The following is a 16,988-nucleotide window of genomic DNA, read 5'->3' on the forward strand; positions in this document are numbered from 1 at the left end:
AGGCAACCCCTCAACCCCAACCAACCCGCAACCCGCCCTATTTTCACGTCCGCGAGACGTCACCCGAAGGAGACAAGATGACTCAGGGGTGTCTCCGCAGCGCGGAGACACCCCTGAGAGCCAGCCAAAGCCCGGTGGCGCGCCGCGATCCGGAGTGGCGCGGGCCTCGCGTCCGTACCGGAAAGGGGTTAAACGAACAGCGGTCTGGTGACGAAGTAGAAGATGCAGGCGAGCAGGGCCGCGGCGGGGAACGTGGTGATCCAGGCGATCACGATGTTGCCGGCGACGTTCCAGCGGACCGCGCTCAGGCGTTTCGTCGCGCCGACGCCCATGATCGCTGAGGTGATCGTGTGGGTGGTGGAGATCGGGGCGTTCAGGACCCAGGCGTTGAAGTACAGGACCGAGCTGGCGACCGTCTCGGCGGCGAAGCCCTCGGCCGGACCCAGGTCGATGATCTTGCGGCCCAGGGTGCGGATGATGCGCCAGCCGCCGGTGTACGTGCCGGCCGCCAGCATCGTGGCGGACGCCCAGTAGACCCACTGCGGGATGTCCGTGGCGTTGTCCTGGAACCCGCCGGTGTAGAGCGCCAGCACCACGATGCCCATGGTCTTCGCCGCGTCCTGCACGCCGTGACCGATTGCCATCATGGCGGCGGAGACGGTCTGCGCGTGCCGGAAACCGCGGTTCAGCTTGCCGGGGTGGCCGCGCCGGAACGCCCACATCAGGCCGACCATGAAGAGGAAACCGAGGATCAGGCCGACCACCGGGGAGAGCACCATCGGGACCAGCACCTTGGTGAGGATGGTGGTCCACTGGACGCTGCCGATGCTGGCGACCACGGTCGCGCCGACCAGCCCGCCGAAGAGCGCGTGTGACGAGCTGGACGGCAGGCCGAAATACCAGGTGACCAGGTTCCAGGTGATCGCGCCGAGCACGCCGGCGAAGATGATGCCCAGGCTGGGGATGCCGATCGGCAGGTCGACGAGGCCGTCGCCGACCGTCTTGGCGACGTTGGTGCCGAGGTGGGCGCCGACGAAGTTGCCGACCGCGGCCATCGCCAGGGCGACCCGTGGGGTGAGCGCGCGGGTGCTGACGCTTGTCGCGATCGCGTTCGCCGCGTCGTGGAAGCCGTTGGTGTAGTCGAACACCATCGCCGCGAGGATCACCGCCAGGACGGCGACGAGTTCCGGAGACAAGCTCAGGACTCCTTGACGGCGATGGTCTCGACGGTGTTCGCCACGTGCTCGAACGCGTCGCAGGCCGCCTCCAGCTCGTCGGCGACCTCCTTCATCTTCAGCACGGTCAGCGCGTCGTACTCGCCGGAGAACAGCCGGACCAGCAGCATCCGGTACGCCCGGTCACCGTCGTTCTCCAGCCGGTTGATCTCGATCCAGTAGTCCTCGAGATTCTTCATCGAGCGCAGCCGCGGCATCGCCTCAGAAGTGATCTTCGCCTGCTGGTCGAGCACCGTGATCAGCTCGTGCATCTCCCGGGGCAGCGACGGCAGCTCGGTGAGCCCGTACAGGTAGAGCAGGTTGCCGACCGCCTCCAGGTGATCCATCACGTCGTCCAGCTGCGAGCCGAGCGAATAGATGTCGGCCCGGTCGAACGGCGTGATGAACGTGGAGTTGATCTTTTTGTACAGCTCGTGGGTGATCGCGTCGCTGTCGTGCTCGACGTCGCTCAGCCGTTCACTGACCGACTGCACGTCGACGCCGGGCAGGGTCAGCTCGTTGAGCAGCTCGGTGCCCTTCACCAGGTTGAGCGAGGCCTTGGTGAAGAGGTCGTAGAAGACGCCCTCTACGGGACGGAATGAGAACTTCACGGCAGGGACCTCGATTGACAGGTTCGCTTGATCTCCGCAGGCATGCTATCGGTCCCCGGGAGTTCACCCTTTCGACACGGTGCTAAACCGGCCCCGCGTGCGGCCGGGACGCGCCCGGACGCGGGGCCCGAACCGGCAGCTCAGCCCGGGTGGCCTGGCCCGTGGGATGTTTCCGCAGGTGCTTGGCCAGTCCGTGCAGGTCGGTGTCGGCGATCACATCCACGCCGGCCGCGCCCAGCTCCGTCCAGATCGCGGCCCGGGCCCGGCGGGAGCCGTCCGGCAGGCCGCTGATCCGTACCGTGCGGCCGTCCGCGTGTGCCGCCTGGACCAGCGCGTGCAGCTGGTGGCGCTCCTCGGCGGTGATCGGCTCGCAGCCGTCCCAGCCGAACCGGCGGGTCCACGACTCGGTGAGCACCGGTGCCAGCTCGGGCGGGGCGGCGCAGGCCGGGTCCAGGTCCAGGTCCTCGAAGGAACCCTCGGCGAACGCGTACCGGACCGGCTGGGCGGCGAGCAGGTCGCGGACGTTCACGATGCCGGCCACCGTCACGGTCACCACGCCCGGCGTCAACTCGCCGCCGGCGCTGCGGCTGAGCAGGGGTGCGTGGTCGCGCAGCTGCTGGTCCAGCATCCGGTAGGCGCGCAGCAGCGAGTCGGTGTCCCGGTTCGGCCCGGTGAACTCGACGACCAGCTGGAACGGGGCGCGCTGGTCGTGCCAGAGCCGCCCGGCGGTGGCCTGGGCGCGGGTGAACAGCGGCGCCAGCACGAGCCGGCGCAGGGTACGGCCGGGCTGCGGGTCGCCGGGGCCGAGGAACAGCTCGCCGTGCGGGCCGGGGACCACCCGCACGGTCATCCCGCCCAGGCCGAGCCGCAGCACCGGCGGCAGCGGGTCGGTGAGCCGGTCCGGGATCAGCGCGTGCCCCTGGGGAAGGCAGGTCCGGGGCCGGCGGGCCAGGGCGACCGACATGGCGCCGCCCGCGCCGGCGAGTCCGGCGAGGCTGCCCGCGAGAGTCGCCATGTCCTGCACGTGCGCCCACCCATCCGAATAGTACTAAATGTGCCGTTTAATACTGTGGCACAGGTGATACCCGACCCCGGGCAGGCCGCGCAGAATTGCCCCATGCCGTCGCCGACCGCCACCGAGTTCCAGACCCACCGCGCTTACCTGACGGCGGTCGCCTTCCGGATCATCGGCAACCGGGCCGAGGCCGAGGACGCCGTCCAGGAGGCCTGGCTGCGCTTCGCGCAACAGGCCGACGTGCGGGATGCGCGCGGGTGGCTGACCACTGTCACCTCACGGATCTGCCTGGACCAGCTCACTTCCGCCCGGGTACGCCGTACGTCCTACCCGGGGGAGTGGCTGCCCGCGTTCACCGTCGACCAGGACGCCGACCCGGCCCTGTTCGCCGAGCGCGCCGACCAGGTCAGCGTGGCGCTGCTGGTGGTGCTGGAGCGGCTCACCCCGGAGCAGCGGGTCGCGTTCGTGCTGCACGACGCGTTCGGGGTGCCGTTCGACGAGGTCGCCACGGTGCTGGACACCACGGCGGCGGCGGCCCGGCAGCACGCCTCCCGGGGCCGGCGCGCGGTGGCCGACGGCGGGGTGCGGCACACCGCCGGGCTGGCCGAGCAGCGCCGGGTGCTGGCGGCGTTCCTGACCGCGGCGCAGAGCGGTGACCTGATCGCGCTGGCCGCGGTGCTGGCGCCGGACGTGGTCGCGATCAGCGACGGCGGCGGGCTGGTGCGCAGCGCGCTGCGGCCGGTCTTCGGCCCGGAGAAGGTCGGCCGGTTCTTCCACGGCCTGCTCACCCACCGGCTGGCCGACGTGGCCGACCTCGAGGTGTCGCCGGTGCTCGTCGAGGGCGGCGCCGCGATGATGCTGCGCGGCCGGCGCCCGGACGGGGCACAACTGCTCGCGGTGCTCACCGTCGCGGTCGAGGACGGCCGGATCACCGGGCTCTTCACCCAGCAGAACCCGGAGAAGGTCCGCCTAGTCGGTGACCTCTGAGAGGTGCTTGCGGTAGTGCGTGGCGAACGGCTCGGTGCCGTCGCCGAGCTTCACCATCAGCTCCCGGGCGGCCGCGTTGGCGTGGCCGACCAGGTCGTCCTGGTACCCGAACAGGATCCGGTGCTCCTCGAACTCGTCCTCGTCGCGCAGTTCGACCAGACCGGACTCGCGGCGTCGCACCACGTCCAGGTCGAGGTCGATGATGTGCACGGTGTCACCCTCCCAGCGGGCCGGGGTGGTGATGTCGCAATACACCTCGCTGGTCCGCGGCGGTGGGTTGAACATGCCGGTCCACCAGGAGTCACGCGGGATGAGCAGGATGAACGGGATCTGCTCGACGGAGGGCCGGCCGTGGTAGACCGACGCGGTGCCGAGCGTCACGCCGACCCAGACGCCGAGGTCGTCCTCGGCCAGGCGGCGGGCCGGATAGTCACGGTGAGCTGATCCGTCGTACTTGGTGTAGATGACCCGGACCATCTCGCTCGACATGGGTGCACCCTAACGGTGACCGGGTTCTGTCGGTGGTCCCGGGTACGGTTCCTGGGTGCCCGCAGCTACCAAGAAAAAGGCGACCGCCGAGCAGCTCCTCGCCGCCGCGGTCGGCGCCGTTCCCGGGGGCTCCACCCGCCCAGGTCAGCAGGCCATGGTGGCGGCGATCGAGAAGGCCATCCAGGACCGCGAGCACCTGCTGGTGCAGGCCGGCACGGGCACCGGGAAGAGCCTCGGTTATCTGACCCCCGCGCTGCTGGTGGAGGGCCCCGTGGTGGTCTCCACGGCCACCCTGGCCCTGCAGAATCAGCTGGTCGAGCACGATTTGCCGCGGCTGGCCGCGGCGGTCGAGCCGGTGCTCGGGCGCAAGCCGTCGTTCGCCGTCCTCAAGGGCCGGCACCACTACCTCTGCATGGCCAAGCTCGAGCACGTCGACGCGGAGGCGCCGACCGACACGCTGTTCGACGACGCGCCCGCGCCCAAGGCCGGGCAGTGGCTGGGCGAGGCGGGCAAGCTCGGCAAGCAGGTCCTGCGGATCCGCTCCTGGTCGGAGAAGACACAGACCGGTGACCGCGACGAGCTCGACCCGGGCGTGGACGAGGCCGCCTGGAAGTCGGTCTCGATGCCGGCGCGGGACTGCGTCGGCGCGGCCCGGTGCCCCTATGGGCAGGAGTGCTTCGCCGAGGCGTCCCGGGTCCGGGCCCGCGAGGCCGACATCGTGGTCACCAACCACAGCCTGCTCGCCGTCGACATGCTCGCCGAGCGGCACATCATCCCGCCGCACAAACTGCTCGTCGTCGACGAGGCGCACGAGCTGGCCGACCGGGTCTCCTCGGCCTCGCAGGCCGAGCTCACCCCGGAGGCGATCGAGCGGGCCGGCCGCCGCGCCCGCACGATGATCCCGCCGTCCGCCGCCGAGTCGCTGGCCGAGGCGGCCGACGCGCTCACCGTCGGGCTCGCCGACATCCCGGCCGGTCGGCTCACCGCCGGGCTGCCGGACGCGCTGCGCCAGCCGGTCACCCTGCTCGAGTCGGCCACCCGGGCCGGCCTGAGCGCGATCGGCGACATCAAGGCCGACGATCCCGACCCGGTCAACAAGCAGCAGGCCAAGGCGGTGCTCGACGAGCTCTCCAAGACCGCCCAGCGGCTGCTCGAGGAGGACGACTACGACGTCGCCTGGGTGGAGAAATCCGAGTTCGGCTCGGGCCGCCGCGCGCTGGTGGTCGCACCGCTCTCGGTCGCCGGCACCCTCGCCCAGGCGCTCTACGAGGACCGGACGGTGGTGGCCGCCTCGGCCACGCTGACCCTGGGCGGCCGGTTCGACACGGTGGCCCGGTCGCTGGGCCTGCCCGCGCCGACCGCGGAGGCGTCCTCCGGCGACGGCTGGACCTCGCTGGACGTCGGCTCCCCGTTCGACTATCCGAAACAGGGCATCCTCTACGTCGCGGCGCACCTGCCCCGCCCCGCCGCGTCCGGGCTGCCGGACGCCGCCGGTGAGGAGCTGCTGCGGCTGGTCGAGGCGCTCGGCGGCCGTACCCTAGGGTTGTTCTCCTCGCGCAAGGCGGCGACCCAGGCCGCGGAGCTGCTGCGCGCCAAGACCGACCTGCCGATCCTGCTGCAGGGCGAGGAGACGCTGCCGATCCTGGTCCGCAAGTTCCGGGAGGAGAAGGCGAGCTGCCTGTTCGGCGTGATGTCGCTCTGGCAGGGCGTGGACGTGCCCGGCGACTCCTGCCAGCTCGTGGTGATCGACCGGCTGCCGTTCCCCCGGCCCGACGAGCCGCTGGCCGCGGCCCGCTCGGCCGCCGTCGACTCGGCCGGCGGCTCCGGTTTCGCCAGCGTGAGCGTCCCGATCGCGGCGGTCCGGCTGGCGCAGGGCGTGGGCCGGCTGATCCGGTCGACAGGTGACAAGGGTGTGGTCGCGGTCCTCGACTCGCGGCTGGAGACGGCCCGCAGCTACGGCGCGTTCCTGCGCAAGTCGCTGCCCCCGTTCTGGTATACGACCCGGCCCGAGGTCGCGGTCGGCGCGCTGACCCGGCTGGCCAAGTCGTGATCCGGGTCGCGTGCACGTTCCTGGTCGACGCGACCGGCGCGTTGCTGCTGCAGCTGCGCGACGAGTTCGCGCCGTATTACCCGAACGTCTGGGGCCTGCCCGGCGGCGCGATCGAGGCGGGGGAGACACCCGCCGAGGCGGCCGAGCGGGAGCTGCTCGAGGAGGCGAGCGTGCGCGCGGCCGAGCCGCTGCTGCTCTTCGAGCGCCAGGACCTGCCGGCACAGGACCGGGAGAAGCACTATTTCCACGGCCGCACCACGGCCACCCAGGCCGACGTGGTGCTGGGCGAGGGCGCGGCGATGCTGTTCGTCCCGGCCGCCGAGGTGCTGGACCGCCCGTTCACCCCGGGCAGCGCCGAGGTGATCGCCCGCTTCCTGACCTCCCCGGCCTACCGCTCCGCCCTCCGATGACACCGGCTCATCGAGCCGGTCGTCTCCAGGGCCGACGCGGACATGGCGCTGCGGGTGGCCCTTGAGCTGTGACCGGCGCGTGTCACCATGGCTGCCGTGATGGGGCCGGGGAGCGGGTTCGGGGTGCCGGGGGCAAAGCGGACGCGTCGGTGGCTGCTCGCGGTGGTGGCGGGCTGGGTGGTGGTGCTGGCCGGGGTGTCGTGGTGGTCGGTGCGCAACGATCCGGCGACCGTGCCCGAGCAGCGGGACGTCGGGCAGGCGATGGCGCCGCTGCGGAAGGCGGCCGGGACCCTGCTGGCCGCCGCCGAGAGCGGGCCGTGGGTGATCCGGCTCGGGGCCCCGCACGTCGAGACCTGCTGGCTGACCCCGGTGCGCGACGGGCGCCGGGCCGGGCAGGACGTTTTCCTGTACGTGCCGCAGGGGCGGGCCGAGGCCGCCCTCGACCAGGTCGCGGCGGCGCTGCCCGGCGACTACCGGGCCGGTGTGGTGCCGACCAAGGCGGGGACGCGGCTGGCGCTGTACGCCGACGCCGGTGACTTCATCGCGGTCGAGGCACACGCCGAGCCGGCCGATCAGGTGCTGACCCTGTCGGCCGACACCGGATGCCGGCCGCCGGGGGCGACCACGGCGGCGACCGGTCCGGCGGCGGGACCGGCGCCCGCGACGCTGACCGAGACCGTGGTGGCGCTCGGCGGGACGGCCGCCGCCGAGGTGTCGGTGGAGTCGGCCGGGTGCCCCGAGGGCGGGGTGGCGGCCACCTATCGAGCGACCGCCGGGGCGAGCGGGGATCGGCCGGTCGGGGTGCCCGCCGGTACGACGGTGGTGTGGTCCTCGGCGGGCGGCTGGGCGTACCGGAAAGGATCCGAATCGGTCGTGGTGGACGCGAACGGTGAGCGTCTGCAGGTCGCCGTGACCACCGCCTGCCGCGTCTCCTGACACGGCCCGGCCGCGCAGTCCTGTTCTGGCTGGCTTCCAGGGGTGTCTCGCGGCCGCGGAAGCACCTCTGAGAGCCAACCGGCTCGCGCGAGCCGGCGACGGTCAGTAGACGAGGGCCTGGGCGCCCTCGGACATGATCTCCTCGACGAACACCGCGGCGCCGGCGATCCGGATGCCCGGGATGACGTCGGCCGGGCCGATGTCGCGGCGGGCCACGCACTGGGTGCACGCGGTGATCCGGCCGGCCTCGAGCAGCACCTCGATCAGGTCCGGCAGCGGCGCGGCGTGCGGCAGCGCGAACTCGGCGGCCCGGCCGGGCAGCGCGAACCAGGTGGACTCGCCGGTCAGCCAGAACGACACGTCGACCCCGGCGGTCGCCGCCGTCGTCGCCACGTTGAAGGCCTGGTTGCAGCGTTCCGGCGCGTCCGCGCCGGCGGTGGCCTTGACGACCAGCAAACGTGCCATGCGGGCCAGCATAGGATGGGCCGGACATGGTTACAGAGATCGGGTTCGTGAGCCTGCTGGTCGCCGCGATAGGCGGACTGGCGGGCGGTTTCGGTTATCTGGCAGTGCGAATTTCGAGGGGGCGTTGGTGAGCGGCGAGACGACGGAAACTCCTTTGGACCCGCCGCCGTGGCTGAACGCCCCGCCGGTGGACGCCTACCCCTACGAGGACACCCACGACCTGCGGTCGGGCCCGGACCTGAACCCGGCGCTGCTCGGCCTGCTCCCGTTCATCGGGCTGTGGCGGGGCCGTGGCCAGGGCGGATTCCCGGCGGCGGAGGACTACAACTTCGCCCAGGAGATCCGGATCAGCCACGACGGGCGGGACTTCCTGCGCTTCGAGTCGCGGTCCTGGCTGCTCGACGAGGAGTCGGCGCCGATCGGTCAGGCGCTCACCGAGTCCGGGTTCTGGCGGCCGGTGCTGGTCGACGGCCGGCCCGGCGACGAGATGGAAGCCACGATGATCCGGCCGGACGGCGTCGCCGAGCTCTACCTGGGCAAGGCCGCCACCACCCGGCTGGAGATGGGCACCGACGCGGTCGCGTACACGCCGTCCGGCCTGCACGTCACCGGCGGGCACCGGCTGTTCGGGGTGGTCGAGGGTGCGCTGCTCTACGCGCACGAGATCTCCATCGACAACAGCGACCTGACGCCGCACATGTCGGCGCGGCTGCTGCGCATCGGCGGTTGATCAGAAGCTGTCGGTGAAACCCAGCATGGCGAGGAGACGGGGCGTCCACGGTGATCGTGGGCGCTCCGTTCCGTCCAGGGAGATCACTTCGGCGAGGCCGCGCAGGGACGAGGTCAGCCAGATCGCGTCGGCGGTGGCCAGCTCGGGCAGGGTGACCATCCGGTGCACCGGGCGCAGGCCGGCGGACGGGGCGAGCGACAGCAGGTGGGCCGCGGTGATCCCGTCCAGGATGCCCGCCTCGGCGGGTGGGACCGTGCAGAGTTCGTCGCCGGAGAGCCAGACGACCGAGGCGGTCGGGGCTTCCAGGACGTACCCCTCGAGGGAAACCCAGACCACGTCGTCGGCCTGATGCCGCGCCGCCCAGCGGCGAGCCGCGAAGTTGCTCGCGTAGGACAGTGACTTGGCCGCGGACAGTGACCACGGCGGACGGTGCCCGGCGGCGACGCCGAGGCCGGCACTGAGCACCCGGACGCCGTCGCGGCGCTCCCGCAACACCTGCTCGGGGATCGCCGAGACGCCGACGTGCAGCAGGGTGCGGGTGTAGATGATCCGCATGGCGCCGGTCCGGCCCGCGCCGGCGGTGACGTCCACCACGGGCGGCGGGGGCAGGTCGAGCAGCGCGGCCGAGCGGGCCAGCCGGCCCAGGTGCTCGGGCAGCAGCCAGGGCCCGGACTCCCGCAGGTGCAGGGTCTCGAAAACCCCGTCGCCGAGCAGATCGGCGGGTGTTACCAGGATCCGCTCCGTCATCTGTTCGAAACTAGCGAACTATGCTCGTGGAGTGTCCGCCACTTCGTTAGCCGCCATGCTCCGTGAGCGCGGCCTGCGGCTCACCCCGCAGCGCCAGTTGATCTTGGAAGCGGTGCACGAGCTAGGCCACGCGACCCCCGAGTCGGTGCACAACGCGGTCCTCGAACGGGTCGCCGGTGTCAACATCACCACCGTGTACCGGACGCTGGAGCTGCTGGAAGAGCTCGGCCTGGTCAATCACACCCACCTCTCGCACGGTTCGCCCACCTACCACGCGGCCGGCGAGCATCAGCACGTCCACCTGGTCTGCCGGTCCTGCGGGTCGATCGAGGAGATGGACCCGGTGGTGCTGGCGCCGGTCTGTGCGCGGCTGCTCGAGGAACGCGACTTCCGGGTCGATGTCGGACACGTCTCCCTGTTCGGGGTCTGCGGCAAGTGCAAGGAGTCCCAGTGAGCATCGTCATGATCGAGGATCTCGACCCGGGTTCGGCCGACGCGGGCGTGCCCGCGCACCTCGGCGATCCGGTGCGGGAGCAACGGCTGCTGGAGAGCGCGGTCGGCCTGGTCGACCGGTCGAACCGGGACGTGATCGCGGTGCCGGGGGTGGAGCGGGCGAGCTGGCTGCACACGCTGACCACTCAGCATCTGTCCGAGATCTCGGACGGCAGTGAGCTCCTGGTCCTCTCGCCCCACGGGCACGTCGAGCAGCATGCTTTCGTCACCGACGATGGGGTGACCGCCTGGCTGGACACTGAGCCCGGCAGCGGGGCCGGGCTGCTGAAATACCTGGAGATGATGCGTTTCTTCACCCAGGTCGAGCCGCGTCTCGCGACCGCCGAGATCGCGGTGCTGTCGCTCGTCGGCCCGGACGCCGCCGCGCTCTTCCCCGATCTCGCCGAGCCGCGGGTCAGCCCGGTGCCGGGTCCGAAGTTCGCCGCCGGGTCGGTGCCGCCCGAGGCCACGTCGCACTACGCGGTACGCCCGTTCGAAGGCGGCCTGGCCCGCCGGGTCCCGCTCGGCGTCGACCTGCTGATCCCGCGGGCCGCCAAGGACGCGGTGATCGAGAAGCTGGGCGTGCCGCAGGCCGGCCTGTGGGCGTACGAGGCGATCCGGGTCGCGGCCCGGGTGCCCCGGCTCGGCCACGAGACCGACCACAAGACGATCCCCGCCGAGGCCGGGTTCCAGGCCGCGGCCGTGCACCTGGACAAGGGGTGTTACCGCGGTCAGGAGACCATCGCCCGGGTGCACCACCTGGGCCGGCCGCCGCGCCGCCTGGTGCTGCTGCACCTGGACGGGATCGCCACCGACCACCCGCCGGTGCAGGGGACGCCGGTCGAGCTGGACGGCCGGGCGATCGGGTTCATCGGCACCGGGGTCCGGCACCACGAGTTGGGCATGGTCGCGCTGGCGGTGCTCAAGCGCAACGTCCCGGACGACGCGCGCCTGCTCGTGGGGGAGTCGGCAGCCGCCATCGACGCGTGATTCTCGTGGCAGGATGGCCGCATGACCGGGACCTTGATCACCGTCGCCCCGACCGGCGCGGAGAGCGACAAGGCGGACGTGCCAGCCCTGCCAGTGACCCTGGATGAGTTGGTAACGACCGCGAAGGAGTGCGAGGCGCTGGGCGCCTCGATCATTCATGTGCACATTCGGGACGCCCAGGCCCGGCCGACCCTGGACCAGGGCCGGCTGCGTGCCACCGTCACGGCGTTGCGCGAGTCGACCGGGCTGATCGTTCAGCTCTCCTCGGGCGGCGCGGTGATCGATCCGGAGTCCGACCGGCTGGCCGTGCTGGACGCCGGTCCGGAGATGGCCTCCTGCACGATGGGCACGGTCAACTTCGGTGACGGCGTGTTCCTGAACCGCTGGGAGTTCATCGTCGGCCTGCACACCCGGATGCAGGACCGCGGCATCGTGCCGGAGTACGAGATCTTCGACCTGGGCCAGCTCACCACCCTGCAGCGGCTGCTGAGCCGGCACGGGCTGCCGTTCGGCGGCCACGTGCACGTCGACCTGGTGATGGGTGTGCCGGGCGGGATGCCCGGCACGGCGGCCGCGCTGGTCGCCTGCGAGCAGGTGATCCGGGACCTGCCGGAGGGCACCACGTTCTCGGCGACCGGGATCGGCCGCAGCACCCTGCCGGTGATGCTGGCCTCGCTGTCGGCCGGTGGGCACCTGCGGGTGGGCATGGAGGACACCGTCACGTACGCGAAGGGCCGCCCGGTCGAGTCGAACATGCAGCTGGTCGCCCGCGCGGTCGGTTTCGCCCAGCTCGCCCAGCGCCCGCCGCTGTCGCCGAACCAGGCCCGTGAGCTGCTCGGAGTGCCGTCCCGGTGACCGTTGTCGCGGAGGTGGTCCGGTCCGGTTTCGTGGAGAGCGTGCACCACGGTGTGGTCGCCTTCACCGACCGGCCGGGTGTCGGGGAGACCGGGGTCCCGTTCTTCCCCCGGTCGTCGAACAAGCCGTTGCAGACGGTCGGGATGCTCCGCCACGGCCTGGTGCCGCGCGAGGAGACCGACCTCGCCATGATCAGTGCCAGTCACGACGGCGAGCCGTTCCACGTGGAGCGGGTGCGGGGCATCCTGGGCGCCGCCGGGCTGGGGCTCGAGGCGCTCGGCTGCCCGGCCCAGCTGCCGTTCGGTGAGGCGCCGCGGAACGCGTGGCTGCGCAACGGCGGCTCGGCCGAGCCGATCCTGATGAACTGCTCGGGCAAGCACGCCGGGATGCTGGCCACCTGTGTGATCAACGGGTGGCCGCTGGCGTCGTACCTCGATCCCCGGCACCCGCTGCAGGTGGCGCTCGCCGAGGCGGTCAGCGAACTGGCCGGTGAGCCGATCGCGGCGGCCGGGGTGGACGGGTGCGGTGCGCCGGTCCTGGCGATCTCGCCGGTTGCGCTGGCCCGGTCGTTCCAGCGTCTGGTCGAGGCCGCACCGGGCACTCAGGAGCGGCGGGTGGCGGACGCCATGCGGGCGCACCCGGAGCTGGTCGCCGGCACCGACTCGCCGGACACCGTGCTGATGGGCAAGGTGCCGGGCCTGCTGATGAAGAGCGGCGCGGACGGCGTGGTGGCGGCCGCGGTGCCGGGCGCCGGCGGGATCGCCATCAAGATCTCCGACGGTGCGGCCCGGGCCCGGGTGCCGGTGCTGCTCGAGGCGCTGCGGCGGCTCGGCGTCGAAGCGCCGCCGCTGGACGAGCCGGTGCTGGGTGGCGGGCTGCGGGTCGGCGAGGTCCGCGCGGCCTGGTGACTCGTCTCACGCTAGCTCTTGCAAGCGTTTGCTTGCAAGAGCTAGCACTCGGGGCTAACTTCGAATACATGGCCACACCCAAGGACCTGCCCCAGGACATCGGGACGTTCATCCGCGACCTGAGGCAGACCGCGAAGATCTCGCTCCGGCAGCTTGCCGACAAGGCCGGGGTGAGCAACCCCTACCTGAGCCAGATCGAGAACGGCCTGCGCAAGCCGAGCGCCGAGGTGCTGCAGCAGATCGCCAGCGCCCTGCGTGTGTCAACGCCCGCGATGTACCTGCGGGCCGGACTGCTCGACGGCGAGGGCCAGCTGGGTGTGCTGGCCGCCATCGCGGTCGACCCGGAGCTCACGATCGCGCAGAAGCAGTCCCTGTCGCAGATCTACGAGACGTTCCGCAACGAGAACTCTCGGAACGCGCCGCCCGCACCGTCGTCCTCCGCCACGGTCGAGACCGCGGACCTGGACGAGCACGAGGCCGGCGCATCCCGGACCACCCCGATCACCGTCGAGGAGACGAAATGACCGAGCAGACCAAGACCAAGATCCCGACCCCGCTGTACGCCGCCGCCGGTGCCGGTGACCTCGCGTACCAGCAGCTGCGCAAGCTGCCGGCCGTGCTGACCGAGCTGAGCGACCGCGCGGTCGCCTCGCTGCGCACCGCCAACGTCCAGGCCACCGAGCTGCAGAAGAAGGCCGCCACCACGGACTTCGACGCGCTGCGCACCAACGCCACCACGGTGGCCAGCACGTTCGCCCAGGTCGCGCAGGAGCGTGCGGTCGCGGCGTACACCGCTCTGGTCGCCCGCGGTGAGAAGGTCGTCGGCAGCGGCGTCATCGAGACCGCCGAGGTCGTCAACGCCGACATCGAGGCCACCGAGCAGCCGCAGGCCGTCGAGGCGGCGATCGAGGAGGCCAAGGCGGTCGAGTCCGCCGAGGCGACCCCGAAGCCGCGCAAGCGCGTCAAGCCCACCCCGGCGACGATCAAGCCGGCCGAGTAAGCATCGCGACATGATCGACGGGCCCCGGCATCGCCGGGGCCCGCGGCATAGACTCTCCGGCATGGCGCCTATTTTCTTCCGAGACGTGCAGGGCTGGATCGAGCTGCTCGTCCTGCTGTTCGCGCTGATCCTGGAGGTCGTGGCGTTCATCCACTGCCTGACCCAGCGCGGCGCCGGCTTCCAGGCCCTCGGAACGCTGCCGAAGGGCGCCTGGGCCGCGATCATCGGCATCTGCGCCCTGCTGACGTGGTATGGCAGGTCCGCATTGGGCATCTTCGGCCTGGTCGGCATCGCTGCCTCGTTGATCTATCTTCTCGACGTGCGCCCCGGCCTGCGGGACATCGCCGACGGCAAGGGCTTCTGGTGACCCGGCCTTCTGTCGTGGCGCTGCCTTGTGTCGTGACCCGGCCTTCTGTTGTGGCGCTGCCTTCTGTTGTGGCGCGGCCTTTTGTCGTGGCGCTGCCTTTTGTTGCGGCCCGGTCCGCCCTGGCCCGCGGGTGAGGGGTCGTTTCGGCCCGCCGCCGCCCGATGGTGGGCCGCGCCTGCAGCGCAGCGACGGGACCAGGCCGCAGTCGGGCCGGCCGACGCTGCCGGGCCCGGCCACCGAGACGGTCACGCTGGCCTCCGGTGTCCGCGTCGAGCAACTGATCACCGGCACCGGCGACCCGGTGACGGTCTTCGCGCACGGGCTGGCCGGGGACATCGCCGGTACCCGCCCGCTGGGCAGTGCGGTCACCGGCCGCCGGGTGTTCTTCCACTTCCGCGGGCACGGCCGCTCCGACATCCCGCCCGGCCCGTGGAGCTTCGGCGACCTGGCCACCGACCTGCGCGGGGTGGCCGACCTGTCCGGGGCGACCCGGGCGCTCGGGGTGAGCATGGGCGCGGGCGCGTTGTGCCGCCTGATCGCCGAGACGCCGGACCGGTTCGAGCGCGCGGTGTTCTACCTGCCCGCCCCGCTGGACGGCCGGCGTTCGGACGCCGCGGTGCAGCGCCTGAACCGGATGCTCGCCTCGGTCGAGTCCGGCGAGGCCGCGATGATCGCCGACGCGGTCGAGGCGGAACTGCCCGCCTCGGTGCGCAACACCCCGGCCGGCTGGAGCTATCTCCGGCAGCGGGTCGACCAGTTGCAACGGGACGGCCTGGCGGTCGAGCTCGAGACGCTCTGGCCGGAGCCGGCGGTGCCGGACGAGAACCTGCTCCGCGCGTTCCGCGGGCGCGCGCTGGTGATCGGCTGTGAGGGCGACGAGGTGCACCCGTCGGGCTGGGCCGAGCGGCTCGCCACCCTGCTCAGAGCGGATCTGCAGATGTACGACCGCCCCACGGTCCTCTGGACGAACCGCCAGGAACTCCGCGACCGGATCTCGGTTTTCCTGAACAGCTGATCCGGCGATTTAGTGGCCATATGCCCCGAAAGCCGTAACTTTTACCGCTCTCGAGCGATGTTCTCGGCGTGCGCCTGTCCCCTAAATCCGCTTTTATCGGTGTTATTGTGATCGGTCTTCCGTTCGCTGTCGTGGTCGGCTGGGCCCTGGGCACCCCTGTTGCCCGGACAGTGGCGGCCCAGGAAGCCGGCGGCATCGGTGGCAGCGACGCCCTCGGCGGAGCCCCGATCACTGCCGACGCGTCCACCGGCGGTTACGCGTCCCACCCGCCCCGCCCGAACGGCCCGGTCACCACGACCGGCCCCACACCGTCCCCGATCGTGGTGATCAGCAGCAGAGTGATCACCAAGACCGTCACGGTGCCCGGCTCGCCGCTCCCGGTCACCGCCACGACCTCCGCACCACCGCCGGTCGTGATCGAGCCCCCGGTGCCCACGCCGACCCAGATCACCGGCCCGCCGGAGCCGATCCCCACCGACTCGGAGAGCGCCGAGCCGAGCTTCGACCCGGAACCGCCGGTCGACGACGATGAGCCGCGCCGCTCCTGGCGCCGTTTCCGCTAGCCCGCCAGGTCCCGTCCGGGTGTGACGACCGGCGCCGGGTTCCGGGCGGGTGTGGCTGGCCGCGTCGGGTTCCGGGCGGGTGTGGCTGGCCGCGTCCCACTAAGCTGCCGGATCGTGAAGGAAGATCCGAGTCGGCCAGTGTCCGCGGTTCGCCAATTCGCCACCGGTGCCGGGCTGCTCGGCCGTGGGCTCGGCCTGGTCCTGAGAAGCCCCCGGCTGCTCGGCCTGGGTCTGCTCCCCGCGCTGCTCGCCGGCGTGCTCTACACGATCGGGCTGGTCATCCTGATCCGCTACCTGCCCGAGCTCTCCGCCAAGGTCACCTGGTTCGCCGACGGCTGGACCGGTTTCTGGCGCGACTTCGTCGAGGTGCTGGCCGGCGCCGGGCTGCTCGGCCTGACCCTGCTGCTCGGCATCCTGACGTTCACCGCGGTCACCCTGCTGATCGGCGACCCGTTCTACGAGAAGATCTCCGAGCTGGTCGAGGACCGCTTCGGCGGGGTGCCGGACGCCGTCGAGGTCGGTTTCTGGCGCTCGCTGCGCCGCAGCCTGGCCGACTCGGTCCGCCTGATCGGCCTCTCGATCCTGGCCGGCATCCCGCTGTTCGCGCTCGGTTTCGTACCGGTGATCGGCCAGACGGTGATCCCGGTCCTGGCTGCCGCGGTCGGCGGCTGGCTGATCGCCCTGGAACTCACCGGCGTCCCGTTCCAGCGCCGCGGCCAGCGCCTGCGCCACCGCCGCGTCACCCTCGCCACGAACGTCCCGCTCACTCTGGGCTTCGGGGTCGCGGTGTTCTGCTCGTTCCTGATCCCGCTCGGCGCTATCTTCCTGATGCCCGCGGCCATCGCCGGCGCGACCCTGCTGGCCCGCCGCACTCTCGGCAAACCGGTGCACATCACCACGGTCAGCTCGCTGTAGGCGGTTGTCACCACCCTCAAGATCAAGAGCTTTTTGTCGTGCGTCCGCTGGGGTACAGACCGTCGCTCCCGCCGGGGCCCCTGCGGGCTTCGCAGGCCGCTGGCGCGTCCCGAACGCGAACCCCTCCGGGGCGACATCCGCGTGTGGTCACGGAAACCCCTTAGCAGCCCCCTCCCCAAACCGAACCCGATTTCCACACTCCACGCCCATCCACACCCCACCCCCACCC

At 71.7% G+C, this 16,988-nt stretch carries 21 protein-coding genes and 1 pseudogene; 16 read left to right on the forward strand and 6 right to left on the reverse strand.

Annotated elements, in window-relative coordinates; all coding sequences use genetic code 11:
• Positions 1-188: 188 nt before the first annotated feature.
• From ADL15_RS07785 to ADL15_RS07795, 3 genes are all read right to left on the reverse strand, one after another.
• Complete coding sequence (locus ADL15_RS07785) at positions 189-1,196, reverse strand: inorganic phosphate transporter (RefSeq protein WP_067686266.1); 1,008 nt, start codon at positions 1,194-1,196, stop codon at positions 189-191.
• A 2-nt stretch (positions 1,197-1,198) separates the two neighbouring features.
• A complete protein-coding gene (locus ADL15_RS07790) occupies positions 1,199-1,825 on the reverse strand; it encodes a DUF47 domain-containing protein (protein WP_067686269.1) in 627 nt (208 codons plus the stop codon).
• Between the two features lie 82 nt (positions 1,826-1,907).
• Positions 1,908-2,840, reverse strand: coding sequence for a PI-PLC domain-containing protein (locus ADL15_RS07795; RefSeq protein WP_067686313.1), 933 nt, complete (start codon positions 2,838-2,840; stop codon positions 1,908-1,910).
• Positions 2,841-2,942: 102 nt separating this feature from the next.
• On the opposite strand from ADL15_RS07795, the gene sigJ reads away from it, so the two are divergent.
• On the forward strand, positions 2,943-3,827 hold the full coding sequence (gene sigJ / locus ADL15_RS07800) for an RNA polymerase sigma factor SigJ (RefSeq protein ID WP_067686271.1): 885 nt from the start codon (positions 2,943-2,945) through the stop codon (positions 3,825-3,827).
• Here sigJ and ADL15_RS07805 read toward each other — a convergent pair.
• On the reverse strand, positions 3,810-4,316 hold the full coding sequence (locus ADL15_RS07805; RefSeq protein ID WP_067686274.1) for a DUF402 domain-containing protein: 507 nt from the start codon (positions 4,314-4,316) through the stop codon (positions 3,810-3,812). The genes sigJ and ADL15_RS07805 overlap by 18 nt on opposite strands.
• A 154-nt stretch (positions 4,317-4,470) precedes the next feature.
• Here ADL15_RS07805 and ADL15_RS07810 point away from each other — a divergent pair, with 154 nt between their 5' ends.
• The 3 genes from ADL15_RS07810 (at position 4,471) to ADL15_RS07820 (ending at position 7,712) form a co-directional block, all read left to right on the forward strand.
• Positions 4,471-6,366 (forward strand): ATP-dependent DNA helicase, encoded by a 1,896-nt coding sequence (locus ADL15_RS07810; protein ID WP_232343952.1) that lies wholly within the window; start codon positions 4,471-4,473, stop codon positions 6,364-6,366.
• A complete protein-coding gene (locus tag ADL15_RS07815; protein ID WP_067686280.1) occupies positions 6,363-6,776 on the forward strand; it encodes an NUDIX domain-containing protein in 414 nt (137 codons plus the stop codon). Before ADL15_RS07810 ends, ADL15_RS07815 begins: the two co-directional genes overlap by 4 nt.
• Positions 6,777-6,863: 87 nt before the next feature.
• The gene (locus tag ADL15_RS07820; RefSeq protein WP_232343949.1) at positions 6,864-7,712 is read left to right on the forward strand and encodes a hypothetical protein; all 849 of its coding nucleotides are present in this window, start codon (positions 6,864-6,866) and stop codon (positions 7,710-7,712) included.
• Positions 7,713-7,814: 102 nt separating this feature from the next.
• On the opposite strand, the gene ADL15_RS07825 is transcribed toward ADL15_RS07820, so the two are convergent.
• Positions 7,815-8,189, reverse strand: a complete 375-nt coding sequence (locus ADL15_RS07825) for a DsrE family protein (protein ID WP_067686286.1) — start codon at positions 8,187-8,189, stop codon at positions 7,815-7,817.
• A gap of 14 nt (positions 8,190-8,203) precedes the next feature.
• On the opposite strand from ADL15_RS07825, the gene mtfM reads away from it, so the two are divergent.
• Both mtfM and ADL15_RS07830 read left to right on the forward strand, forming a co-directional pair.
• Positions 8,204-8,308: a small membrane protein MtfM gene (gene mtfM, locus ADL15_RS56375; RefSeq protein WP_269748318.1), complete on the forward strand. Its 105-nt coding sequence runs from the start codon at positions 8,204-8,206 to the stop codon at positions 8,306-8,308.
• Complete coding sequence (locus ADL15_RS07830; RefSeq protein WP_067686315.1) at positions 8,305-8,907, forward strand: FABP family protein; 603 nt, start codon at positions 8,305-8,307, stop codon at positions 8,905-8,907. Before mtfM ends, ADL15_RS07830 begins: the two co-directional genes overlap by 4 nt.
• Here ADL15_RS07830 and ADL15_RS07835 read toward each other — a convergent pair whose 3' ends face one another.
• Complete coding sequence (locus ADL15_RS07835) at positions 8,908-9,654, reverse strand: aminotransferase class IV (protein ID WP_067686289.1); 747 nt, start codon at positions 9,652-9,654, stop codon at positions 8,908-8,910. It lies immediately after the preceding gene.
• Between the two features lie 55 nt (positions 9,655-9,709).
• On the opposite strand from ADL15_RS07835, the gene ADL15_RS07840 reads away from it, so the two are divergent.
• From ADL15_RS07840 to ADL15_RS07885, 10 genes and pseudogenes are all read left to right on the forward strand, one after another.
• The gene (locus ADL15_RS07840) at positions 9,710-10,108 is read left to right on the forward strand and encodes a Fur family transcriptional regulator (protein ID WP_083970996.1); all 399 of its coding nucleotides are present in this window, start codon (positions 9,710-9,712) and stop codon (positions 10,106-10,108) included.
• A gap of 8 nt (positions 10,109-10,116) precedes the next feature.
• Positions 10,117-11,136 (forward strand): CAF17-like 4Fe-4S cluster assembly/insertion protein YgfZ, encoded by a 1,020-nt coding sequence (gene ygfZ, locus ADL15_RS07845; RefSeq protein ID WP_067686318.1) that lies wholly within the window; start codon positions 10,117-10,119, stop codon positions 11,134-11,136.
• 21 nt (positions 11,137-11,157) lie between these two features.
• A complete protein-coding gene (locus ADL15_RS07850; RefSeq protein WP_067686295.1) occupies positions 11,158-11,991 on the forward strand; it encodes a BKACE family enzyme in 834 nt (277 codons plus the stop codon).
• Positions 11,988-12,899, forward strand: a complete 912-nt coding sequence (locus tag ADL15_RS07855; protein ID WP_067686298.1) for an asparaginase — start codon at positions 11,988-11,990, stop codon at positions 12,897-12,899. Before ADL15_RS07850 ends, ADL15_RS07855 begins: the two co-directional genes overlap by 4 nt.
• A 68-nt stretch (positions 12,900-12,967) precedes the next feature.
• Positions 12,968-13,318: pseudogene (locus ADL15_RS07860) on the forward strand (helix-turn-helix domain-containing protein); the annotation flags it as partial.
• 101 nt (positions 13,319-13,419) lie between these two features.
• Complete coding sequence (locus ADL15_RS07865) at positions 13,420-13,899, forward strand: hypothetical protein (RefSeq protein ID WP_067686301.1); 480 nt, start codon at positions 13,420-13,422, stop codon at positions 13,897-13,899.
• Between the two features lie 61 nt (positions 13,900-13,960).
• A complete protein-coding gene (locus ADL15_RS07870; RefSeq protein WP_232343951.1) occupies positions 13,961-14,266 on the forward strand; it encodes a DUF2516 family protein in 306 nt (101 codons plus the stop codon).
• Between the two features lie 130 nt (positions 14,267-14,396).
• A complete protein-coding gene (locus ADL15_RS07875) occupies positions 14,397-15,281 on the forward strand; it encodes an alpha/beta fold hydrolase (protein ID WP_067686307.1) in 885 nt (294 codons plus the stop codon).
• A 107-nt stretch (positions 15,282-15,388) separates the two neighbouring features.
• Entirely contained in the window at positions 15,389-15,844 is a 456-nt protein-coding gene (locus ADL15_RS07880) for a hypothetical protein (RefSeq protein WP_157441227.1), read from the forward strand.
• 138 nt (positions 15,845-15,982) lie between these two features.
• On the forward strand, positions 15,983-16,759 hold the full coding sequence (locus ADL15_RS07885; RefSeq protein ID WP_083970997.1) for an EI24 domain-containing protein: 777 nt from the start codon (positions 15,983-15,985) through the stop codon (positions 16,757-16,759).
• Positions 16,760-16,988 lie beyond the last annotated feature (229 nt).

This window comes from Actinoplanes awajinensis subsp. mycoplanecinus, from assembly GCF_001509495.1.
GTDB lineage: Bacteria > Actinomycetota > Actinomycetes > Mycobacteriales > Micromonosporaceae > Actinoplanes > Actinoplanes palleronii.